Origin of the sequence: Paraburkholderia lacunae, from assembly GCF_003353175.1 — a bacterium.
GTDB classification, from domain to species: Bacteria; Pseudomonadota; Gammaproteobacteria; order Burkholderiales; family Burkholderiaceae; genus Paraburkholderia; species Paraburkholderia lacunae.
This window is the reverse complement of the sequence record NZ_QHKS01000008.1, coordinates 1-21,620: the sequence shown is the minus strand read 5'-3', so window position 1 is coordinate 21,620 and position 21,620 is coordinate 1. Positions and strand designations below refer to the sequence as shown.

The following is a 21,620-nucleotide window of genomic DNA, read 5'->3' as shown; positions in this document are numbered from 1 at the left end:
GTAGTTCAACGCAGGCAGCACATAAAAAAGTCGCATCGTACTTAGCTGGAAGCAAACCACCAAAGGAGAGCAACACACCATGAGCAAGATCGGGAAATCGCGCTGCGCCATCGCTGTCGGCGCCATGGCGCTCGCGCTGGGCGCCGCGCAGGTCAATGCAGCCGAACTGACCGTCGTCAATTTCGGCGGCGCGAATGGCGACGCGCAAAAGGCTGCATTCAATCAGCCGTTCGAAGCGCAAACCAGCAACAAGGTGACCGCCGTCGAATACAACGGTGAGCAGGCCAAAGTGAAGGCGATGGTCGAAGCGAAGCATGTGAACTGGGACGTGGTGGAAGTCGAATCCGGCGACATCGGCCGCGGCTGCGACGAAGGGCTGTACGAGAAGCTCGACTGGTCGAAGATCGGCAAGAAGTCGGATCTGATTCCGGAAGCGCCGCAAACTTGCGGCGTGGGTTTCTTCGTGTGGTCGACGGCACTCGCCTATAACGCCGACAAGCTGAAAACCGCGCCGACCGGCTGGGCCGACTTCTGGGATGTGAAGAAATTCCCGGGCAAGCGCGCGATGCGCAAGGGCGCGCGCTACAACCTGGAGTTCGCGCTGATGGCCGACGGCGTGCCGCCGAAGGACGTCTACAAGGTGCTCGCCACCAAGGAAGGTCAGGACCGCGCGTTCAAGAAGCTCGACGAACTGAAGCCGAATATCCAGTGGTGGGAAGCGGGCGCACAGCCGCCGCAGTTCCTCGTCGCGGGTGACGTGGTGATGTCCACCGCGTACAACGGCCGTATCGACGCCGCGCAGCGGGAAGGCAAGAACCTGAAGGTGGTCTGGAACGGCAGCATTTACGACCTCGACTACTGGGGTATTCCGAAGGGTTCACCGAACAAGGCGCTGGCCGAGAAGTACATCGCCTATTCGATTTCGCCCAAGCCCCAGGCGGAATACGCGCATCACATCGCCTACGGTCCGGTGAATGTGGCGGCGATCAAGTCGCTCGATGCGAAGACGCTTGCCGATCTGCCGAATTCACCGGCCAACGGCAAGAACGCCGTGCTGCAGAACCTCTCGTTCTGGACCGATCATGGCGATGAGCTGGAGCAGCGTTTTTCGTCGTGGGCTTCGAAGTAATCAGGCTCGTATGAGGCGGCACGGTTTCTTTGTTGGTGAAGCCGTGCCGTATCGGTGCAGCACAACGCGCGCCTATCTGAACGATGTGCGCGCACGGCTTGATGCAGGGATCGGAGTAAGCGCTTTGCATGGGACTGGAGTAACACGCTAAAGCGTGAACTCCGGTCGACAGCCAAAGCGCTAACTCCGATCGACCGCTGCGGGCCTGGAGTAAGTGCTGAAGCACTAACTCCAGGCAGCCTCAGCATGGGACCAGAGTAAGCGCTAAAGCGCCAACTCTGGTCGACAGCTTTGCATGGGATCGGAGTAAGCGCTATGGGACCAGAGTAGGCGCTAAAGCGCCAACTCTGGTCGACACGCTAACTCCGATCGACAGGAGACGGGTGTGACTAGTATGACGATTGCCGCGGATTCGACGCCCGAGTCGAGCGCTCGGCTCAAACGCGAACTGAAGGCCGCCGAAGCCAGGAAGCGCGCCATGGCGCTGCTGCTGATCGCGCCGCTCGCCATTTTTCTGCTGCTGATTTTCGTGGTGCCGATCGGTGCGCTGTTGACACGCGCCGCGCAGAATCCGGAAGTGGTCGGCGCATTGCCGCATACGCTGAGTACACTGAGCGGGTGGGACCGCAAGACGCCTCCTCCTGACGCGGTTTATGCCGCGTTGGCGGTCGACCTCACCGCGATTGCGGACAGCGAAGGCATGGGTGCGCTGGCGCGACGGCTGAACGTGGAGATTCCAGGCTATCGCTCGCTGATCGCGAAGTCGGCACACGCCATGCCGTTCGCCGACGACAACAGCAAACCGTTGACGCTCACGCCTGCCCAGGTCCATGCGAAGTTCGTTGAACTCGACGAACGCTGGAACAACATTACTTACTGGCAGGCGATTGCGAAGAATTCCAGCACGTATTCGCCGTTCTATCTGCTAGCTTCGCTCGATCACAAGCAGGATGCGTTCGGCCACATCATCCCGACCGATCCTGACCAACAGATTTATCTCACCGTATTCAGCCGCACCTTCGTGATTGGCGTGGTCGTGACGATCTTCGCGCTGCTGCTTGGCTATCCGCTCGCTTACTGGATCTCGACGCTCTCCGACCGTCGCGCGAATCTGGTCATGATTCTGGTGCTGATTCCGTTCTGGACGTCGATTCTCGTGCGCGTCGCGGCGTGGATCGTGATTCTGCAAAGCGAAGGGCTGGTGAACAAGGCGCTGATCGGCAGCGGACTGCTGCATGATCCGCTCGCGCTGCTGTTCAACCGCACCGGCGTCTACATTTCGATGACGCACATCCTCCTGCCGTTCATGATCCTGCCGCTGTACAGCGTGATGAAGTCGATCCCGCCGACCTACCAGCGCGCGGCTGTGTCGCTCGGCAGCCATCCGTTCGCCGCGTTCTGGCGCGTGTACGTGCCGCAAACGTATCCGGGCATCGGCGCGGGCGCGTTGCTGGTGTTCATCCTGGCGATCGGCTACTACATCACGCCGGCCCTGCTCGGCGGACCGAACGATCAGATGGTCAGCTACTACGTCGCGTACTTTACGAACGTGACGATCAACTGGGGCATGGCGTGTGCGCTCGGCGGTTTACTGCTTGCCGCGACGCTCGTGTTGTACGTCATCTATGGGCGCTTTACGCGCTCGTCACTGAGCCTCGGCTGATCGCCTGAACGGAGCTTACTCGCGATGAAACTTGCCAAGCCCTTGTTTGCGCCCCATACGTCATTGATTGAACGCGTGTGGTATTTCGCGTTGCGCGCGCTTGCCGTGCTCACGCTGCTGTATCTGATCCTGCCGGTGCTGGCGATCGTGCCGCTGTCGTTTTCGTCCAGTACGTTTCTGGTGTATCCGATTCCGGGCTGGTCGCTACGCTGGTATCAGAACCTGATCGCATCCGATGAATGGCGCATGGCGGCGAAGAACAGCTTTATCGTCGCGCCGTCGGCGACGGTGGTGGCGACCGTGCTCGGCACGCTGGCCGCAATCGGCCTGACCAAGGCGAACTTCCGCGGCAAGGCGCTGTTGATGGCCATTCTGATTTCGCCGATGATCGTGCCGGTGGTGGTGGTCGGCGTCGGCATGTATCTGTTCTTTGCGCCGCTTGGGCTCGCGAATACGTATATCGGACTGATTCTCGCGCACGCGTCGCTCGGCGTGCCGTTCGTCGTGACGACGGTGGCGGCGACGTTGCAGGGCTTTAACTACAACCTCGTGCGCGCCAGTTTGTCGCTGGGCGCGAATCCGGTGAAGACGTTTTTTCGCATTACCTTGCCGGTGATCGCGCCGGGCGTGATTTCGGGCGCGCTGTTCGCGTTCGCGACTTCGTTCGATGAAGTGGTTGTGACGCTGTTTCTGGCGGGCGCGAACCAAACCACGCTGCCGCGGCAGATGTTCACCGGCATTCGCGAGAACATCAGCCCAACCATTGCGGCTTTGGCGACGATTCTGATCGTGTTTTCCACCTGCCTGTTGCTAGCGTTGGAGTGGTTGCGCGGGAGGAACGCGGCGCGCGCGGTGAAAGCCTGAGTGTCGGTCGGCGGAAATGCCGTCCGGCATAGGCATGAGCATGAGCTGTCGTGCTGAAAACTTCCGTTGTCATTCTAGGATTTTTCCGATTCCACCTCAGTCTGCGTCTATTCATACTCCGAGACTTCTTATAAAGATGCGCTCGACGCAGATATTCCATGAACCTTCAGCTAACGATGCTGGCGTTCGCGCTGCTCCTTTCCGGCTGCGCGGATCACGCCGCGCGTGATCGTCTCGGCATTGAAGACGTCACGGTGCTGAAAACGGGCCTTGGCGCCTCGCAAGACAGCGCTGCGGGTGCGGCTAGCTGGCAGTGGCTAAGCACCTACGCCCCTATCACCGGTAGCCAGGCGGCGCTGCTGTCGCTGCAGCGGCGGCTCAATCACCTGCCCGGCGACAAAAACAGCTATTTTCACGCAAAGGCGCAATGCTGGATCGATGCGGGCCGGCAGACGTCGCAGGCTCACGACCATTGGGGCTTCGTCGAAGAAGCAATCGGCCAGGCCGCATTGATCACGATGGGTCTTGAGAACGGCACACCGTTATCAGCGGCCAATCCGGCTTTGCGAACCGTCTCTACGGTGCGCCCCGATTTGTGGCAAGTCATCAATACCATTAAGGCTGATGCTGAGATCGCGCAATGTCCGGACGCGCAACGACCCCTTGCGTGTGGAGAAGTCGAACTGATGCAAGCAGGGCACGACGCATGGGTTCGCAATTTCACTTCCGCCGAAAAGCGCTTGCCAGCGATTAAAGATAATTTGCGCAAATCGGCGGAGACCGCATTGCAATGCGCCCAGGCAAAGCCTCAACCGACCACTGCGGCGCAGCTGCCGCAAAAGATCACGCTGAGCGCCGATTCCCTGTCCTTTATCTAGACCCCGGCACGCGTATGCGCGCAACGGGAGGGGACTACGCCGTGGCATCTCCTTCGCGCGCAAGGGGCGCTTTCATCAGGAACACAAATACATGTCCACTATTCTGATTGTCGACGACCATCCCGCATTTCGGCTGGTTATTAGACTGCAGCTCATGCAGCTGCTTGGTGTCGAAAACGTATTCGAGGCTGACAACGGACAGGCCGCTGTAGAAATGGCCCGGCAACATGCACCGGACCTCGCGATACTCGACCTCGATATTCCACGTATCAGCGGACTGGATGTCATTCCGCGTCTCAAGCTTGCGCATCCTTCGATCCGAGTGCTGGTGCTGTCAGGCCAGGATTCCGTGACATTTGCCCCACGGGCGATGCGTTCCGGCGCCCACGGTTTTGTGGGGAAGTCGCAGGAAATGAAAGAGATCCTGCGTGGTGTGGAAGCCGTACTGGCTGGCTACACGGTATTCCCCGTTACGCGCAGTGGCTCAGGCGTGACGCCGAATAATGGTCCGGCAAGTGAAGAAGACAAGCTCGCGCTGCTGTCGGACAAGGAGCTCGTCATTCTTCAAATGCTTTCCAGAGGCATGTCGAACAAGACGATCGGCGACGCGCTGTTTGTCAGCAACAAGACCGTCAGTAGCCATAAGACGCGGATCATGCAAAAGCTGAGTGTCAGGTCGCTCGTCGAACTGATCGATCTGGCGCGCCGCTGCCGTATCGCGTCGGCGCAGTGAAACCCAACCGTTCGGATAGACAGCATGCATTACGTGAGTTTGATTGGCGCAGAGGCAGCTTGGGGCCAGGCGAGTGGACTGAATGGCGTGCTCGAACGTCTCGGCTTCATACCACGCTCTGACATATCGACAACGATGGTTTCTGTCTCGCCTCAACTGATCATTGTGCAGTGGTCCGCGGACGACAAGGGCGCTGCGTTGGCGACGGATTGGGACACGATGCCGGCCGACCGCATTAAATTTGTCGTCGTGCCGGCCGAGATCTCTGAGGCAACACGCGCCGAACTGGGGACGCTATTCCAAGGCATTCTGACTGCGCCGGTCGATGAGCTCGCCTTATGCAAGGCGCTCGCCGTGCAACGCTACATCGCGCTCACCGCGACTGAACGCCGGTCGCTGCGCGGCAAGGTTGACGAACTCGCTTGCGGCGACGAAGCCACCGGCGCCCATTTGCTTCGCCTGATCATCGATACCAATCGAGCTGGACTCGCTACATTGTGCGAGAGCTATCGCCGCGAAGCGTGGGATGAGGTGCGCAGCGCGGCGCATCGAATCGCGGGATCGGCACGCATGCTCGACTGCGGCGGCTTGACAGCGTTACTGAAGCGTCTGGAAACCGCGGCACGGGACCGGCAGGTCGAACTGATCAAAGCGCTCGTACCGCTGACGGCCGCCACGCTTGAAAGCCTCGATATGTCGATTCAGACATCGCTTGGGGTGGTCCGGTAATCGCGATTCCCTCAAACCGGTGGGCTGGTATGGGTCAGTCCCCACCCGTTTGACGGAGCTGCAGGAGGCGCCCGATCACGCTGCCTGATAAAGGCTTTTCCTGCATGGTGGCCGTCGATGAAATCGCATCCCGATAGCGGAAATAGCGATCGATAACTTTGGGAACGTAATTCACCGTTTCCCGATACGGCGGAATTTGCCCGCCATGCTTCTGCACTGCGCCTTCGCCGGCGTTGTAAGCCGCAAGCGCGGCTTGCAGATCGCCGAATTGCCGCATCAGTTGCTTCAGGTAACGCGCTCCCGCATTGACATTCTGCAGAGGATCGAACAGGTCGGACGCGCCATGCCGTGCGCCTGTGCCCGGCATTAACTGCATGAGTCCCGTTGCGCCTTTGGGCGAGACAGCCTGTGGATCGCCGCCTGACTCGACGTCGATTACAGCCATCAGCAGCGCACTGTCCACATTGGCTGCGCGAGCGGCTTCATTGATCAACGGCAAGAGCGCCATAACTCGAGAGGCGACTGAGGCGGAACCTCGCGGCGTCGATGCCGTTGAAGAAACCGCACCCGGCTGGAAGACAACGGACAGCGGCCTGGAGTCGTCAGGCGAAACGACGGATTGTGCCGACATGGATGGCGTGGCCGGTTCGACCGCGTCGTCCGAGTTGGCCATCCCGCCGACCATCATCATGACCGCGCCGGACATATGACGAGCACGCGCGGCTGTGACGTCTGCGGCGCGCGCGCAGTCTAACAGGCACGCCGATCCCATGATTAGACCAGCAAGCAGCAACGCATGGGGTCGTGCCTTCGGCAACGTCTTGTCCGCGGCATGACGAATCAGCCTGGGCGCGGCCTCGGGCGAGGCCGGCGGCCATTTGTGCAGACGGCGCACCGTTAGTTACCTGTGGGATTCGGAGAGTCGTTCGCCGCTGAATCTCTGAACGGCGACTGCATGCGCACCATTGCCTCCGAATCCAGCGACAGCAACCAGCGATTCGTTTCGATTCCGTCCACAAGTTTGGTTTTGCACAGATAGTCACCGTTCTTTGGCGCACCGTAGGGATCCTTGTCCAGATTGGCGGGTTCGCGCGTCAGAATGCCCCCCGTACCGATACCGCCGATGATGTTGGCCGCGTAGTAGATGACCTTGTTGACCAACGGTACGTACATCTCGTAGCAGTAGTGCACGTGAATTTTCAGCAGGTTTGCGTCCTGAATGTTCATGCGAGAGTTCGGTCCAGGCGTCTGCGAATCGCGATACATCAAGGTATCGTTGGGAATCTCCATCATCGGATTGGCTGGGTCCTGATACACGCGCGGCTGTGAGAAATCCCGCACGGCTGCTGGATTGGGATTCAATATGGTGATGGCGCTCAGGTTGACCGCATCCGATTGCGCACGGGTCAGTGCAGCAGCGACGCCCTCGGCACTGGCATTACGCGCGTAGATAGGCGCAAGCCCGCGCGCCAATCCCGCCCGCATTGCCTTCATCGAGCCGTTGTTGACCGCGCCTTCGCGAACAGCCTCCAGCACGGCGACGTCCAGCGTCGACTTAGCCTGATAGAGCAGCACGAACTGGATGACGCCAAAGCACACGAACAGCAGCACGGGCGCGATGACGATGAACTCGGCCATCGACTGACCGGACTGCCGGAGCCTGCGTGCGCTTCGAATCGATCCTGCACGAGGCGATGTAAGGCTTCGCGACATGAAACATGGGTCAATCACTGGATGTCCTCGAAATCAAGCGTGTCGCCAGGCAGGATCTGGAACTGCAGGGCCATGCCTGCCGGCATTTCCAGGGTTTGACTTGCGCGAAGGTCAAGCAGCATGCGCCGTCTGGGCACGCTGTGATGGATCGCTACGATGCGCTGCTGCCGGTCGAGGAACAGCACGTCGATCGGAAAGCGCATGCCGAACGTGTGGACTGAACCGCAGCGTTTCAGAAGCAATGCTTCGTCGTGCGGCAGATCATCATGGCCAAGCAGGCCGCGCATGCGCTCACGCGCGGTCTCCGTGATTGAGACCTTGACGCCGAGATTCTGTCCGCGAACGTGAAGGCGGGTCAATTTCACAGCAGACCTTCCTGCACGAATTTCATCGCGATCGGGAAACCGAGCACGATAAAGGTGATCGGGAAAATGAACACGAGCAGCGGAAACACCAATTTGACCGGTGCTTCCATGGCCTGCTTTTCGGCTCGCTGGAAGCGTTCCGAGCGGCGCTGTTCGGACTGGAAACGCAATGACTTCGCCAGTCCGGAGCCCATGCGCTCGGCCTGCACAACCGCGCCGACGAGGTTCGTCACTTCCTTGATGCGCAACCGGTCTTCCAGACGGCGGAGCGCTTCGGTACGGTTCAGACCGGATTTCAGGTCTCGGAGCACGTGCTCGAGCTCCCGGCGCAACGGACCCTCAGGGCCTTTTTCGACCGCCTTTTTCAGTGCACCGTTGATATTCAGGCCTGCTTCGACGGCAAGTGTCAGAAAGTCCAGGTAGATCGGCAACTGTTTGAGAATTTGCGCGACACGGCGCCGACGGACGCCCCGTGTCCAGATGCGCGGGTAGAAGTAACCAAGCAGGGCCGCACCGATCGGCACAAAAAACGAAAACGTGCCGAGCGCGAGCATCAGCAGCGAGCTGACGAGCGAGGCCACCAGCGCGCCGATAATGGACAATGCCAGAAACTGCTGCGCGTTCATCAGGAACGTGAGTGACGTCAGCCGTAATTGCAATTCCGTCTTTGCGACGAGCTTGGGACTGAATTTGTTGCCGAAGTGAAATACGACAAAATTGACGAGCGGCCACAGAATCCGCAGCGACCTGGGCAGTGGATCAAGATAGAGCCGATCCTCCACAGGAATGTCGCGAGTCAGACCATTGACCGACTTGAACATGACGACGCCGACGATAAGTACGCCGATACTGACGGCGAAAGCGATAAATAGCAGCATAAGTTACACGTCGATGTTGGTGATTCTGGAAATTGACACGTAGCCGAGAACTTCCATTACGCCGATCACAGCCAGGGTAACCCAGCCGACTGGCTCACTGAAAAGCGGCGCCATGGCCTTGGGTTCCATAAAGTGCAGGACCAGCATCAGGAACAGCGGCAGACAGGTCATCACGATCCCTTGCATGCGTCCTTGTGATGTCAGCGCCTTGATCTTGCCTTCCATCTGCAGTTTCTCGCGCAATGTGCGCGCGACGGATTCAAGCGTTTCAGCGAGGTTCCCGCCCACTTCACGCGCGATGGTGACAGCGGCCGTGGCCATCATCAAGTCAGGAATCGGAATGCGTTTTTCAATGTTGCGCATCGCAATGTCGAGATCGATGCCGAGACGAATTTCCCGCATCAGGAGGTCGAACTCCTGCGAGATCGGTGCGGCGGATTCACTCACGACGGCTTCCAGCGCGGCGGGAAAGCTGGCGCCGGCTCGCAATGCGCCGGACATCATCAGCAACGCATCGGGCAATTGTTTTTCGACTGTATCAATACGCTTTTTGCGCATGCTCGCAAGGTACTTCCTGGGCAACATCACGGCGACCGGCACGGTTGCGAAAGCGATCAGGATGTTGCTGCTCAACAGGAAACCCATGACCGGCAAACCGACGATGACGAGCATGCTCCATGCGGCCATCTTCTGCCGGTTGACGAACACGAAGGCGTCGGCGAGTGACGATTCGATTTCGCCTGCCATTTGCCGTGAACCGGCTGCAAGGTATGACGAGCCGAGCCGGGTGATTAGCCAGATCAGGATGACGCTGCCGAAGAACGCCAGTCCGAGGATGATGGGAAGACTCATGGCTTCTCTCTCACTCCGTTCGCGTGAATATTTCGGTATTCACATCAATGCGCCTGCGGATCAGTTCCTGATAGAAGTCGGGGATGTAGGCGGTGGGAATAAACTTGCCTTGAATCTTGCCGTCTTCGCCGAACCCTTCCTCTTTGAAGAGGAATACGTCTTGAAGCGTGATCGTGCCCGACTCAATGCCGCTGACTTCGGTGATGTGCGTCACGCGACGCGAACCACAAGAGAAGCGCGACTGCTGCACGATAATGTCGACCGCCGAACAGATCTGTTCACGAATCGCCTGTGCCGGCAAGTCGAGACCGGCCATCAGTGTCATCACCTCGAGACGCGCGATACAGTCGCGCGGGGTGTTCGCGTGTGCGGTGGTGAGTGAGCCGTCGTGACCGGTGTTCATTGCTTGCAGCATGTCCAACGCTTCACCACCCCGGCATTCGCCGATGACGATCCGGTCCGGACGCATCCGCAGGCAGTTCTTCACGAGATCGCGGATGGGCACCGCACCCTTGCCTTCCATATTCGCAGGGCGCGCTTCCAGCGAAACAAGATTCGGTTGTGACAGTTGCAGCTCCGCAGCGTCCTCGACAGTGACGATTCGCTCGTCGTCCGGGATGTAGCTCGACAGTACGTTCAGCAGCGTGGTCTTGCCGGAGCCAGTGCCGCCGGAGATGATGATGTTCGCGCCCTGCTTGACGGCCGTATGCAGAAACTCGAGCATTTCAGGTGACATCGAACCAAAGCTGATCAGATCCTCGCCGACGAGCTTGCGCCTGGAAAACTTCCGGATGGTCAGGCTGGGCCCTTTCAATGCCAGCGGAGGAATCACTGCGTTCACGCGTGAACCGTCAGAGAGACGCGCGTCTACCATTGGCGAGCTTTCGTCGATGCGGCGGCCAACCGGCGCAACAATGCGTTCAATCGCGCCAAGCACTGCGCGGTCGTCGGTGAATATCACCGGCGAACGGGTCAACCGTCCCGCCTGCTCAATGAAGATTTCGTCATGGCAGTTGACCATGATTTCCGACACGCTCGGATCCGCGATCAGCTCTTCGAGCGGACCGAGACCGATAATTTCATCGAAGACGCTTTTCTTCAGGATTTCGAGCGGGATGTCCGCGGTACGGAAGCTGGTGTCATGGTTAAGAATTTCGTCGAGCGCCGTGCTGACGGTTTTACGCAGTTCGTCGTCTTCCATGCGGGCGACGTTCAGACGCCGCAAGTCGAGCGCCGCAATGACCCTCATGTGTGCCTGCTTGCGCAGTTCGATGCCGAGTGGACTGTTGATCGGCGCAACCGGCAGTCCAGACGCCGCTGCCTTGATTGCACGCACGGCTTGTGTGCCCGGCGCAACCTGAATAGTCGAGGCGTCAGCCGTGTGAACACTCGAGTGTGGCGTGGACGATCGGAGGTCGTTGCGCGTCTCGCCAGCCGGCAGGAGCTGAACGGTGTGATCGGGATGCGATACGGCAGGCAATGGCGACGCAGGGTTCGATGAGTACGACGAGCCGGCATCCGGGAGGGCCGCTCCGTGTGCGTAGGATGACTGAGCGTACGTCGGCGGCTTCGTCTCCGGCTGCGCAGCGTGCGACGCTGGATGATCGACCGGACGCGCCGCTGTCGCTGCCGTTTGCGCGGCTTGGGCCGCGGTCGTTGCGCGAACGATTTTTATCGTTGTCGTGCCGATTTCTATCTGGTCCACTTCGGCGAGTGGACCGTAGCGCGTGATTGGCGAACCGTTGACGAGTGTCGCTGCGATCCCGCCTTGATCTTCGATGTAGTAGGCGTTGTTTTCACGCACGATGCGAGCTTGCAGCTTGCCGATCAGCAGGCCTTTGACCGTGATGTCGCAACTGGCACCCTTGCCGATCGTGCAGCCCTGGTCGATTTCGAAAGCGCGCATGGGCGCATGGCGAGTGTGGACTTGCAAATTGAGCATTTGATTTTCCCCCTATCCACTCAGTTGCCCGCGTTGCCGAGAACGCCGACCTGCGGCGGCAGCTTGCCGTTGCCGGCTGGCTGCGCCGGGGCTGTCGGCGAAGGCGGCGCCGCGGGCGGCTGCTGGGCGGCGTTCAGCATGCGCAGGGCTTCGGCGACCCCAGCCGGCGGCTCGCTGACGGGCGGCTGTGGCGCGGAGGATTGCTCCGACGCGTTCCGGTCGCGCTCCGGCGCGGCCTGTGGCAGCGGCTGCTGCGGAACCGGAGCGGACATGGGCGCTTGCGGCTCTGTGGGCATCCGCAGCGGCGTGCTACGGATCGGCGCGGGGGGCAGGGCGGGTGTCGGCGCGATCGGCTGACGCGGGGCAGGCATTTCCGCGGCCTTCTCTTCATCGGAATCAAGCGGGTTCGGGTGACCGTACTCCTGACGATATCGCTGATCCATCTTGTCGGCGCGCGCCAGCAACTCGGTGTTGGGTGAAAGCTCTGGATCGGAGATGACAGGCGTCACGAAGATCACGAGGTCGCTCTTCTTGGCGCGGAAGCTGTCTGAACGGAACAGATGACCCAGGATGGGCAATTGGGCGAGGAACGGCATACCGTTGCTGTAGTTGACCGCGTCTGCGCTCACCAGTCCTGAGATAGCGAGTGTTTCGCCCGGGCGCATCGAAATATCCGAACTCGTGCTGCGAGTCAGGAAACCCGGCAACCCGGCATACGTGACGGTGGGATCGATCTGACTGATCTCGGTTGTCAGATGCGCGGAGATGATGTTGTTCGCATCAACAACGGGAATGATGTTGAGCTTGATGCCGTATTTCTTATACTCGACATTGGTCGTGCCCAGTGCGCCGGATTGCGGGACCGGTACTTCGCCGCCCGCGAGGAAGCTTGCGGTGCCCCCACTCTTCGTATTCAGTTCTGGCGCCGCGAGAATGTACGCGTCGCCGTTGCCGATAGCGAAGTTGATCTGTGAGGCGATGTTAGAGGCAAGGCCTGCGAAGAAGAAGTCCGTTCCCGCGGTGACGGCTTTTGCGGCACCCGTGGCGATGCTCGTTGAACCGGCGATCTGCGGTCCCTTGAAACTGCTGTCCCAGGCAATGCCGAGTTTCTTCTGAGCATTGCGTGTGACCTCCATGATCTGTACCTTGAAGTGAATCGTCTTCTTGAGCGCATCACCCTCGTCGATGGTGGTGGTGTCGATCACGTTCTTCATGTCCTGCGTGGCGGACTTGACGATCCCCGCCATGTCGCGGTGCACGACACCGGACAATACGATGTTCGAGCCGATCGCCTCGATACGCAATCCAGTCACCGATTTCAACACGGCACGCAGCTGTTGCAGCGAAACGTTCACCTCGGACTTGGCGATTCGCACAGTGGTTTGGAGAGCGATACCCTTTTCGTTCCACACCACGAGCGACGTAATGCCGTCCTGCTCGCCGAGCAGCATCAGGCTGCCGTCGACCACATTCGCGGTAATCAGCTTGCCGTTGCCGATCGCGATGCGCTTGATCGTGCCGGGCAGACGCAGGATGCGGACTTCGCCACGAAACATTTCGAGCACACCGGTGCTGGCCGAAGCATCGTCCCTGGTGGACGGATACGCGGCTTGAGCGAGCGCAGCGGGAGCGGCCTCGCATAACAACATGCCGATGAGAAGGGACGGCGGGACCCGGCGACGCAATTGGGTCGCATAGCGTTTGACTTTCATGGTGTGAAACCTGGTCTCGATACTTTAGTTCTGCTTCGACGTGCGGGGCGCTACGGCTTTCTGCAGTTGTTGGGCAATGGCGTTGGCCTGCTCGTGGAGGCTCGGCTGACGCGCGGGTAATGCCGGCGTGGGTTGAGCCGGGTCAGCGGGCCCAGGCGCAGCGGCCGGCGTTTCCTTCGCGGAAGCGGACGGCGCGCTTTGGGGAACGAGCACGCTGTTGCTCGCGCCGCCACCCGAAATGACTTCCACGACCTGACCTACGGGATCGGTGCCAGTAGTCGTTCCTCGATCCGGGTCCATGAACACGTCGCTTTCTTTCACCAGCAGCGGCCCGTCCGCACCTTTGTCGTCTGAATTGCGCAAAATGATGCGCAAGCCACCGATTTTTTGTGCAAGGGCAATGCGCGGGACATCATCCACCGGAACCTGCAATGTCACGGTGGTGTAGCCCATCCCTTGCTGCCGGCTCATGGCGCTGCTGTTGGCGTTCGGCTGGTCTTGCAGCTCCGCCTCGCCTGCGTCGCGCGGGCGCATGTCCTGGCCGGTCGCGAGAACCAGTACATTCGGCATGATCAGTTGGGCCGCTTTCTTTTCGTCCGAGGCCTGATTTTGGTGGAAGACTTTGCCGACCCAGTACACATCGACTCGGTTACCTGGGCGGAGCATCAGTGCTGTCGAGTTGACGGTATCGATGTCCACAGTGACCGCGCGCTGGCCGGCTGGAACAATGTCGGAAAAATCGCGGCCACTTAGCGAGTCAATGTCGCCGGCGCGCAAAGGCAAGCCGCGACGTACCGGTCGGACGAGGTGCGAAGCGCGGTACTGCTGGAAGCTATCCACGCGGATCATGTCGTCGTAAACCAGATCGGGCGCAATCTCGCGGGCGACGAAATCGCTGCTCGACAGCGGCGTGCCGACTGGAACGTCCTGTGCCGGCACGACGACCTCTACGCTGGCGCGTACGCGACGCGCGGCCATCTCGGCCTTGAGTTTGTTCTCACGGTCGGTCAGGTACTTGTACAGGAGAAACGTCAGACCACCGGCGACCAATACAGCAAGGAAGAGCAATATCCAGGAATTTCCAAGGAGCGAGCGAAGTTTGATTTTTTTAAGCATAACGATTTGATCCTTGCGGATCAGGGAAGCGAGAGGGTGAAGCTATAAGCGCTAAAAACCGACTTGAAGCTCAGGACGAGGGCTGTAAACGGCGCGATGGTGTCGCCTGCTGCTATCAGCAGAATGCAGACGAGAGCGGTTGCGACGACGAGGTACTCAGCGTAGGCCTGGCCATGCTGCCGACCGCGCCGCGCCACAAGGCGCCTGAAGATTCCTGCGTGTTGCATCTCAACGGTTCCTTGTTGCGTTGACGACTGCGACGGTTCTTCCATCGCGATCTGAAAAGCTCACGTCCACGCTGTCGCTGCCGCGTTGCATAGCGAATGCCGTGCCGTGCGCGGACGGAGCGCCGGCAGACTGATAGTCCGGCTGACGGCCGAGGCTCGACCATCCCTGCGCTGCAAGCCTGTTGCGATAGCGCTGCGCGTTCCAGCGTGCTTCTCCCGGCACATCGAGCAGCCACGTGCGCCCGGTTTGCCCGGGATCGCGGCTCTCGACGTCCGACACGATCTTGCTACTCTCGGGCAGCGGGACGGCCGAATCCGGGATTCGATGGATTGCCTGATTGCTGCTGAGTTTGATGACGCTCATCATTGCTCGCGTGTGCGCACCGTCTGGTTGAGGCGGGATAGTGAGTACATAGAGGCACTGATCGTCGAGCGCGCTGAGCAGAATCCCGGAGGCGCTGCTCCGGTTTTTCGACGGCACATCTTCGGCTTTCCAGTATTCGCGAAACGCCTCCGCGACATCGCTCGGCGCACCACTGAACTGCATGCCGACAACCGATGTGGGCACGCCGTTCACGATCATGTCCCGACCGAAAGCCTGGATGCTTTGTGGTTGTACGGGTTGTTTGTTGCACGCGGTGCCGGCCAGGGCCGTGCCGGAAGCCAGGGTGGCGAACAGCGTGACAACCAGACGACCGCCTCGGGCGAGAGCATTGAAACGCTTCATGGACTTAGGCGGTTGGGCGGTACGACGTCTTGTCGAACACGGCCGAACTCGAGCGACGAAATCTCGGGCGCGTACTTTCGTAGACCCAGATATCCGGATGGTTGGACCAGCACGACGTTGGCAGCGGGCACCGCCTGGCTGAATACGGCTTTGTTGCTGTCCGTACCGTCAGGAACCCAGGTATTTGCCATCAGCACGTTCGTGTCGGAGAAGGTCAGGCCGCTGAATGCCGGCAACAAGTTATCTTTAGGCCACAGACGCTTAAGTACGTCGCTGTCCTGCGCGATCGAAATACTGAGCGTGCCGGATTGCAGCGTGCGCGTCGGCAGGCTGAGTTGCGACTGGTATTGGCCACCGGTTCCGGTTGCCATGGTGCCAAACGGATTAACGGCGTAGCGCGTCTGACTGCTCGCAGGATCGGCGCCCGCGCTGGTGCTGACCACAACGTCGCCTGCCGTTGCCAGCAGAGGTTTGCCGCCGTAATCGTTCCACATGGCCGGCTGGGTGGCAGCCAATCTGGTTTGCTTCCGGTCGGTACTGGAAATCGGCGAATTGTCGCGTGCCAGGACGCGTTGCGTCACCTCGCTGTCGAGCTCGGAATCCACCTTGCTCGCAGTCAATGCCCCACTACCGTAGGTACTCGACCAGCCCTCGGCGGTAGTCGGATCGCTGACGAGATTCTTTTTGGGATCGGTGTTCGACCACACGGTGCGTTCCCACGCGACGTAGCGTGAGCCCATCAGCGTCCGGTTGCGGATGTCGTTGAACTTGCCAAGCATCACGATGCCGAGCAACAGCGCGCTCATGACCAGTGTCATGGAGACGAGGAATTCCACCATCGCCTGGCCAGCCTGTGAGGGCTTTCTCGTGTCGAATCGCTTCATGGCTTGCGAGCCTGAGTGGCTGTCGAAATCTGGTTTGCCTGAGCCGCCGCGCGTTCGCTGTCGCTGACCGGTGCAAGCGTGGCTTGCCAGTAAGGACTGAACAGACTCGGGTATTCGGTTTTGCGATCGGCGCGCGCCCATTGGCCGGCGTTCATCAGACCGCCGATGATCGAAGAGCCGGACGACGTCTCGTCGGGACGCACGAAATAGGCATTGGCGCTCGACAGCGCCCGCATTGCACCGCCGGCAGCGTTGTCGTCAACGGCCATCCGTCCGCCGCCGCGCAGGTCCACTGTCTTGACCAACGTGTTGCTGTTGCGCGTGACTTCGATGGTGATGCGCGGAGCGGCGTTGAGCATCGGCGTGCCGGTCAGGTTCTGGTAGGGCAACAGGCCGCCGTTAGTCGCGTCGAGTGAATGGCCGGGCCCTCGGCGGAACTGTTCCGCCATCGCATCGGGCACCTGCCATCCAGGACTGGAACTCCCTTGATACCCAAAGTTGAAGTAACCGCCATAGCCTTGCCAGTCTTGCCACGCGGCGAACGGCGGATGGGTCATGAAACTGGTTATATTTCCGTTCGCGCTACCCCCGAAACCGGCTTCGGCTTCAAGGGCGCCAATGCAACTGATCCGCAGATGCGCAGTGCTCGCATCGATGGACTGCCAGCCCGATTTGTCGCTCCGTAGCTGGGTACCTCCGTCATGCGTGACGTAGACGGTGAGCGAGCTGTTGGCGCCACATAAATTGTTGGCCGTGTCGTCCAATTGCTGAAAATTGGGCGCGACGCTGCGCACGGAGTCGCGATTCTTGACGAAACCGTCGAGGGTGTTCGGATCCGTCGCCACATCGGCGAAAGCGTCCGTCCCGATTGTGCCGGCAGGCGTGATCGTGGCCGTGTAGGACCTCCAGGCTGCAAGCTGTGCCGCGTTGCGCGGGCTGACGAAGTATCCGCTGGTGACGTGCGTGTCGGGCTGGTTTTGCTGGGCGATGGCGTCAGCGGCGTCGGGCACGGCGCTGAAGATCGCCGCGTGGTAGTTAGCCTGCGCGGCGCTTAGCGCGCGGTTGAGGGTGCCGATGCCCGTGGCCACGGTAGGCAGCAACGCGTCCAGCGCCGCGCGCACGGGCGCAATATCATTTTTGCCAACGTTTTTAGGCGTGCTCCATCGAGCCGGGTGGTCCGCCAATCTATTGATGGCCTGGTCGAGCTGTGACGGGGTGTACGTCGCATCGAGTTCGTCGATCCAGGATTTCAACGCGACCACTTGCGCGGCAGTGACCTGGTTGGCGACCATTGCCCGGTTCGTATAGGCCGAAAAATTGTAGTCGCGCGCCTGCAGCACGGCGGCGCTGTACGCAGCTGCGTCGGCGGTGTTCTGGAGTTTGATCTTGGCGCTCGTCATCTGGAACGAGTTGAACGCCACATACAGGCCGATACAGCCGACCAGAAGAAAAATCAGTGCAGGGACCAGCGCCTGCCCGCTAGCGCCGGCGACCCTGGCCCTGCCCTTGCGGGCAGAGCTGTTCATGATTGATTTCGCTAACCAGACGAGATTAGTTGTTGTTGCTGTCGTTATACGAACCCATGTTCTTCGTCTTGTTGGCGTTGGTGGTCGCCGTGCCCGCGTTGGTTTGCGACTGCTTGATGTTGCCTTGAGCGTCCTGGCCGGACATTTCAATTGCGAGACCGGCGGTCTGATTACGCAGGGTTTTGCCGAAAAGCGAATACACACCGATTGCCGAGACGGCGATCAGCGCGACGATGATGATGTATTCGGTCATGCCCTGACCGTGCTGCTTATTTTTACGGCGAATATGTGAAATTTTCATGGTACCTATTTAAAATTGATTTATAAAAGGATTGAATATTGTCCGAGCGAGGCCTTGCCGGACTTATCGCTTTTAACGGAAACATAAATTAGAAGACTTTCTGTTCAAAACGCACTGGAAACAATGCCGGTGCGAAGTATAGAAGTAGGCTCGGCAGATATTGGTGGGAAATTTCTGAAGATTTTGGTGTAAATGCGCATGAGATCGAAAGCGTAAATAGTCTGTTTGGCAGGCGAGAAATTGGCGATCGCCTGACAAGCGTCCTGGCATGAATGTGCCGGTGCGAGCTACAGCCTGGTGGCGCCTGGGGACATAGCTACGTGGTGCAGCTTGCCGTAGGGCGGGCGCATGCATGTACTGTATTTCTTGTCTTGGTGCATCCCTGTTGCGACGGCGCGACATTAGCTTCGCGAGCCGTTTGATCCCGGCTGGGGTAAATAAATGGCGAACTCAAGCCTGGCGCGGGGGATTGCCTGCTCGCGAATTATCTCAGATCGATTCGGATTATTCTGACACGAATTTCTATTTTCCTGATTTTTAGGGATAGGGCGTCCAGTTAGATTTAATACGCGCGAAATCTCCAGGTCGATACCTTAAGGTATTCGATCGATTTTTTGCGGAATTTTGCGGAAACCAGTAGGGCACGGTTTTATAAATCTAATTGCAAGCGGGGCTCGCCCGATTTTAGGGAATTTATGAACAAGTCGTATATCAGCGTCTGGAACGACGCATCCGGAACGTGGGTGGCTGCGCCCGAAACTGCAAAGGCGCGCTGCGGCGGGCGAACAGCGTCTTCCTCTGCGATCTCGTCCGGCAGGGATGCGGCGGCCCGTCCGGGCACCCCGCTGAAGGCCGCATTTATGCCGATTGCCATGGCATTCGGCGTGGCTATGTTGCCGGGCACGGCAGCGGCCCAGGCTACCACTGGGAAGGGCGGTCTTGAGTTATGTCCTGGCGGGGTCGGTGGGGTCGGGTCTTCGTGGGGGCCACTGTCAAGCAACATCGGTTTCATGGACTGCCACGGCGCCAATGGCAGTAGCGGGATGTCGTTCTCGTTGAATAACTCGGCAGACGACAGCGGCGCAAATGGCTACAACAGCGACAACATAACTGCCCGCGTAACCGGTTTTGACGATGGCCGCCTCGAGCTCAAGGGTATGGGCGGCATCACGATGCTCAATGAAGTCAACTTGAGCGGCCATAAGATCACCGGGTTGGCGGCAGGCAACGTGTCGTCGGCGAGCATGGACGCGGTGAACGGAGATCAGCTGTATCAGCGAACGCGTTATTTCCAGGCTAACTCTCCTTCGAGCGATCGGTCTACCGACGCCCAGGCCAAGGGAGCTAGCTCGGTTGCTTCCGGACCGTCATCAATGGCGATCGGCAACCGGTCAAGTGCTTACGGAGCAAACGCTGTTGCGATTGCGGACAACGCGGTTGCACTGGGCGCGGGCTCGGTTGCCAGCCGTAGCGATACGGTGTCGATCGGCTATCTGTCAGCGGATGGCAAATCGCAGTACACGAGACAGATTACCAACGTGACAGCCGGCGCCGCGGGCACCGATGCTGTCAACGTCGATCAGCTGAATGCCGCGATCGCAAGCGTCGGCGGTGGCGGCGGTGGCGTTGCCGAGAATGCCGTTACGTATGACAGCTCCGCGTCCAGCCTGATTACGCTCAAGGGCGCAACCGGCACAAAGATCACGAATTTGACGGCCGGCGATATCTCATCCGGATGGAGTACGGATGCGGTGAACGGTTCGCAGCTATACCAGACGAACCAGAACGTGACGAACGTTGCCAATAACGTCGCCAACCTGTCAAGCAACCTTGCCAACGTGACGAACGTCGTCAACAACATCGTGAGCAACGGTATCGCGGGATCAGAGCTCGTGGTGACATACGATACCTCGGCGCGCGACACGGTGACGCTCGGCGGTGCGAACCACGCGAATGCGGTCAAGCTGACAAATGTGGCACCTGGCGATATCTCGTCGGCCTCGAGTACCGACGCCGTCAACGGTGGCCAGTTGTACACGACGAACCGGAACCTGAACGCGTTGGCAAACAACGTGGGCGAAATTGGGGTGAGCATTTACAACCGCGGCGTCAAGTATTTCCACACCAATTCGACGCTTGCCGATTCGTCGGCAGTCGGTACGGATTCGGTAGCGATCGGCGGCTTTTCCATCGCGAAGGCAAACAACTCGGTGTCGCTAGGTTCGAATTCCATGGCCGATCGTCCGAACACCGTGTCGGTCGGTGCAGCCGGCTCGGAACGTCAGATCACCAACGTTCTCAGAGGCACGCAGGACACTGACGCCGTCAACCTCGGTCAAATGAATGCCGCGCTTGCCAAAATCCCGGGCGGCGGTTCGCCGGACGCAGTTATCTATGACACGTCGGCGCACGATAACTTGACGCTCGGCGGCACGGGCGCAAAGGCCGCAGTTGGCTTGACGAATGTGGCAGCCGGTCAGATCACCTCGAACAGCACAGACGCAGTCAACGGTTCGCAACTTTACAGCACAGCGAACAGCGTTGCGGTCGCGCTGGGTGGTGGGTCCAGTGTGAGCCCGAGCGGCACGGTGACGCGTCCGAGCTACAAGCTAAGCAGCGGGACGTATGCCGATGTCGGCGCGGCGCTTGCCGGCATAGACAGTTCGGTCAGCACGATCAACAACTCGATCACCGATACCACCAAGTACATCAAGGTGGTGTCGGCGTCGGCCGCGGCGCTTGCGACCAGCGGCGAAGCGGTGGCGATCGGTGGCGGAGCGTATGCGAGTGGGGCGGGTTCGTTGGCCTTGGGATCGGGCGCTCGCTCACAGTTCGCCAATTCGGTGGCGATTGGCTCGAACTCGTCGACTACCCAGATGAACACGGTTTCGGTTGGATCGAAAGGCTCCGAACGCCGCATCGTGAACGTGGCTAACGGCGTCGCGCCCAGCGACGTTGTGACGTTGGCTCAGCTGACCGAACTGCAGAATACCCTCACGCAGCAGGTGGCGCAGCGGTCGACCGGTGTGAAGTCGCTGCTGGTTCGCGCAGCAACGCCGGTTACCAGCTACATCGCGGTAAGTTCAAATGTCACCGTGGGTACTACGACGTCTACGGATAACGCGCTAGACGCGATGGCGATTGGTCCTACGACGACTGCACTGGGCGAAGGCTCGCTGGCCGTCGGTGCCGGTGCTGCTACGGCGCGTGCCGGCTCTACTGCCGTCGGCACCAGAGCAGGAGCTCTGGCTTTGAACGCGACAGTCATTGGATCCGGCGCGACGACTTCCAACTACGCCGACAATGGTGTCGCGATTGGCTACCAGGCTAATTCACAAGGCGCTGATTCGTTGGCGCTCGGCTCTCGCGGCCAGACGAATG

21 protein-coding genes are annotated in these 21,620 nt (G+C 59.8%); 8 read left to right on the top strand and 13 right to left on the bottom strand.

Annotated features, from left to right (window positions below):
- The first annotated feature begins 79 nt into the window (after positions 1-79).
- The 6 genes from DLM46_RS13555 (at position 80) to DLM46_RS13530 (ending at position 5,996) form a co-directional block, all read left to right on the top strand.
- Entirely contained in the window at positions 80-1,129 is a 1,050-nt protein-coding gene (locus DLM46_RS13555; RefSeq protein WP_115101280.1) for an ABC transporter substrate-binding protein, read from the top strand.
- A gap of 394 nt (positions 1,130-1,523) precedes the next feature.
- Positions 1,524-2,792: an ABC transporter permease gene (locus DLM46_RS13550; RefSeq protein ID WP_208866278.1), complete on the top strand. Its 1,269-nt coding sequence runs from the start codon at positions 1,524-1,526 to the stop codon at positions 2,790-2,792.
- Between the two features lie 24 nt (positions 2,793-2,816).
- Positions 2,817-3,656 carry an ABC transporter permease gene (locus DLM46_RS13545; RefSeq protein ID WP_115101278.1) on the top strand — a complete coding sequence of 280 codons (840 nt, stop codon included), beginning with the start codon at positions 2,817-2,819 and terminating at the stop codon, positions 3,654-3,656.
- A gap of 176 nt (positions 3,657-3,832) precedes the next feature.
- A complete protein-coding gene (locus DLM46_RS13540; protein WP_244306190.1) occupies positions 3,833-4,534 on the top strand; it encodes a hypothetical protein in 702 nt (233 codons plus the stop codon).
- A 91-nt stretch (positions 4,535-4,625) separates the two neighbouring features.
- Positions 4,626-5,267 (top strand): response regulator transcription factor, encoded by a 642-nt coding sequence (locus DLM46_RS13535; protein ID WP_115101277.1) that lies wholly within the window; start codon positions 4,626-4,628, stop codon positions 5,265-5,267.
- Positions 5,268-5,291: 24 nt separating this feature from the next.
- Positions 5,292-5,996 (top strand): Hpt domain-containing protein, encoded by a 705-nt coding sequence (locus tag DLM46_RS13530; RefSeq protein WP_244306187.1) that lies wholly within the window; start codon positions 5,292-5,294, stop codon positions 5,994-5,996.
- A 34-nt stretch (positions 5,997-6,030) separates the two neighbouring features.
- On the opposite strand, the gene DLM46_RS40255 is transcribed toward DLM46_RS13530, so the two are convergent.
- The gene (locus tag DLM46_RS40255; protein ID WP_244306184.1) at positions 6,031-6,495 is read right to left on the bottom strand and encodes a lytic transglycosylase domain-containing protein; all 465 of its coding nucleotides are present in this window, start codon (positions 6,493-6,495) and stop codon (positions 6,031-6,033) included.
- Between DLM46_RS40255 and DLM46_RS40250 the strand changes: the two genes are divergently transcribed.
- Positions 6,482-6,706 carry a hypothetical protein gene (locus DLM46_RS40250; RefSeq protein ID WP_244306181.1) on the top strand — a complete coding sequence of 75 codons (225 nt, stop codon included), beginning with the start codon at positions 6,482-6,484 and terminating at the stop codon, positions 6,704-6,706. The two genes, DLM46_RS40255 and DLM46_RS40250, sit on opposite strands and share 14 nt — an antisense overlap.
- A gap of 187 nt (positions 6,707-6,893) precedes the next feature.
- Here DLM46_RS40250 and DLM46_RS13520 read toward each other — a convergent pair whose 3' ends face one another.
- The 12 genes from DLM46_RS13520 to DLM46_RS13465 form a co-directional block, all read right to left on the bottom strand.
- Positions 6,894-7,634, bottom strand: coding sequence for a TadE family protein (locus DLM46_RS13520; RefSeq protein WP_115101276.1), 741 nt, complete (start codon positions 7,632-7,634; stop codon positions 6,894-6,896).
- A gap of 89 nt (positions 7,635-7,723) precedes the next feature.
- Entirely contained in the window at positions 7,724-8,074 is a 351-nt protein-coding gene (locus DLM46_RS13515; protein ID WP_115101275.1) for a DUF192 domain-containing protein, read from the bottom strand.
- Positions 8,071-8,952, bottom strand: a complete 882-nt coding sequence (locus DLM46_RS13510; RefSeq protein WP_115101274.1) for a type II secretion system F family protein — start codon at positions 8,950-8,952, stop codon at positions 8,071-8,073. Before DLM46_RS13510 ends, DLM46_RS13515 begins: the two co-directional genes overlap by 4 nt.
- 3 nt (positions 8,953-8,955) lie before the next feature.
- Positions 8,956-9,804, bottom strand: a complete 849-nt coding sequence (locus DLM46_RS13505) for a type II secretion system F family protein (RefSeq protein WP_115101273.1) — start codon at positions 9,802-9,804, stop codon at positions 8,956-8,958.
- A 10-nt stretch (positions 9,805-9,814) separates the two neighbouring features.
- Positions 9,815-11,746 (bottom strand): ATPase, T2SS/T4P/T4SS family, encoded by a 1,932-nt coding sequence (locus tag DLM46_RS13500; protein ID WP_115101272.1) that lies wholly within the window; start codon positions 11,744-11,746, stop codon positions 9,815-9,817.
- 20 nt (positions 11,747-11,766) lie between these two features.
- On the bottom strand, positions 11,767-13,458 hold the full coding sequence (locus DLM46_RS13495) for a type II and III secretion system protein family protein (RefSeq protein ID WP_115101271.1): 1,692 nt from the start codon (positions 13,456-13,458) through the stop codon (positions 11,767-11,769).
- A 24-nt stretch (positions 13,459-13,482) separates the two neighbouring features.
- Complete coding sequence (gene cpaB, locus DLM46_RS13490) at positions 13,483-14,574, bottom strand: Flp pilus assembly protein CpaB (RefSeq protein WP_115101270.1); 1,092 nt, start codon at positions 14,572-14,574, stop codon at positions 13,483-13,485.
- Between the two features lie 20 nt (positions 14,575-14,594).
- A complete protein-coding gene (locus tag DLM46_RS13485) occupies positions 14,595-14,801 on the bottom strand; it encodes a hypothetical protein (protein WP_115101269.1) in 207 nt (68 codons plus the stop codon).
- 1 nt (position 14,802) lies between these two features.
- Complete coding sequence (locus DLM46_RS13480; protein ID WP_115101268.1) at positions 14,803-15,528, bottom strand: hypothetical protein; 726 nt, start codon at positions 15,526-15,528, stop codon at positions 14,803-14,805.
- The gene (locus DLM46_RS13475; protein WP_115101267.1) at positions 15,525-16,412 is read right to left on the bottom strand and encodes a hypothetical protein; all 888 of its coding nucleotides are present in this window, start codon (positions 16,410-16,412) and stop codon (positions 15,525-15,527) included. Before DLM46_RS13475 ends, DLM46_RS13480 begins: the two co-directional genes overlap by 4 nt.
- A complete protein-coding gene (locus DLM46_RS13470) occupies positions 16,409-17,938 on the bottom strand; it encodes a pilus assembly protein TadG-related protein (protein ID WP_115101266.1) in 1,530 nt (509 codons plus the stop codon). The genes DLM46_RS13475 and DLM46_RS13470 overlap by 4 nt, the downstream gene beginning before the upstream one ends.
- 25 nt (positions 17,939-17,963) lie before the next feature.
- The gene (locus tag DLM46_RS13465; RefSeq protein ID WP_115101265.1) at positions 17,964-18,239 is read right to left on the bottom strand and encodes a Flp family type IVb pilin; all 276 of its coding nucleotides are present in this window, start codon (positions 18,237-18,239) and stop codon (positions 17,964-17,966) included.
- A 695-nt stretch (positions 18,240-18,934) separates the two neighbouring features.
- Between DLM46_RS13465 and DLM46_RS13460 the strand changes: the two genes are divergently transcribed.
- A partial coding sequence (locus tag DLM46_RS13460) for an ESPR-type extended signal peptide-containing protein (protein WP_279635186.1) occupies positions 18,935-21,620 on the top strand: 2,686 nt, incomplete at its 3' end.

What these genes read in the sequence shown, in the direction of transcription:
- DLM46_RS13475 (WP_115101267.1), bottom strand. Translation starts at nt 16,412, where the DNA reads ATGAAGCGATTCGACACGAGAAAGCCCTCACAGGCTGGCCAGGCGATG.
- DLM46_RS13465 (WP_115101265.1), bottom strand. Translation starts at nt 18,239, where the DNA reads ATGAAAATTTCACATATTCGCCGTAAAAATAAGCAGCACGGTCAGGGC.
- DLM46_RS13480 (WP_115101268.1), bottom strand. Translation starts at nt 15,528, where the DNA reads ATGAAGCGTTTCAATGCTCTCGCCCGAGGCGGTCGTCTGGTTGTCACG.
- DLM46_RS13535 (WP_115101277.1), top strand. Translation starts at nt 4,626, where the DNA reads ATGTCCACTATTCTGATTGTCGACGACCATCCCGCATTTCGGCTGGTT.
- DLM46_RS13555 (WP_115101280.1), top strand. Translation starts at nt 80, where the DNA reads ATGAGCAAGATCGGGAAATCGCGCTGCGCCATCGCTGTCGGCGCCATG.
- cpaB (WP_115101270.1), bottom strand. Translation starts at nt 14,574, where the DNA reads ATGCTTAAAAAAATCAAACTTCGCTCGCTCCTTGGAAATTCCTGGATA.
- DLM46_RS13550 (WP_208866278.1), top strand. Translation starts at nt 1,524, where the DNA reads ATGACGATTGCCGCGGATTCGACGCCCGAGTCGAGCGCTCGGCTCAAA.
- DLM46_RS13540 (WP_244306190.1), top strand. Translation starts at nt 3,833, where the DNA reads ATGCTGGCGTTCGCGCTGCTCCTTTCCGGCTGCGCGGATCACGCCGCG.
- DLM46_RS13505 (WP_115101273.1), bottom strand. Translation starts at nt 9,804, where the DNA reads ATGAGTCTTCCCATCATCCTCGGACTGGCGTTCTTCGGCAGCGTCATC.
- DLM46_RS13545 (WP_115101278.1), top strand. Translation starts at nt 2,817, where the DNA reads ATGAAACTTGCCAAGCCCTTGTTTGCGCCCCATACGTCATTGATTGAA.
- DLM46_RS13510 (WP_115101274.1), bottom strand. Translation starts at nt 8,952, where the DNA reads ATGCTGCTATTTATCGCTTTCGCCGTCAGTATCGGCGTACTTATCGTC.
- DLM46_RS13495 (WP_115101271.1), bottom strand. Translation starts at nt 13,458, where the DNA reads ATGAAAGTCAAACGCTATGCGACCCAATTGCGTCGCCGGGTCCCGCCG.
- DLM46_RS13470 (WP_115101266.1), bottom strand. Translation starts at nt 17,938, where the DNA reads ATGAACAGCTCTGCCCGCAAGGGCAGGGCCAGGGTCGCCGGCGCTAGC.
- DLM46_RS13500 (WP_115101272.1), bottom strand. Translation starts at nt 11,746, where the DNA reads ATGCTCAATTTGCAAGTCCACACTCGCCATGCGCCCATGCGCGCTTTC.
- DLM46_RS13520 (WP_115101276.1), bottom strand. Translation starts at nt 7,634, where the DNA reads ATGGCCGAGTTCATCGTCATCGCGCCCGTGCTGCTGTTCGTGTGCTTT.
- DLM46_RS13530 (WP_244306187.1), top strand. Translation starts at nt 5,292, where the DNA reads ATGCATTACGTGAGTTTGATTGGCGCAGAGGCAGCTTGGGGCCAGGCG.
- DLM46_RS13485 (WP_115101269.1), bottom strand. Translation starts at nt 14,801, where the DNA reads ATGCAACACGCAGGAATCTTCAGGCGCCTTGTGGCGCGGCGCGGTCGG.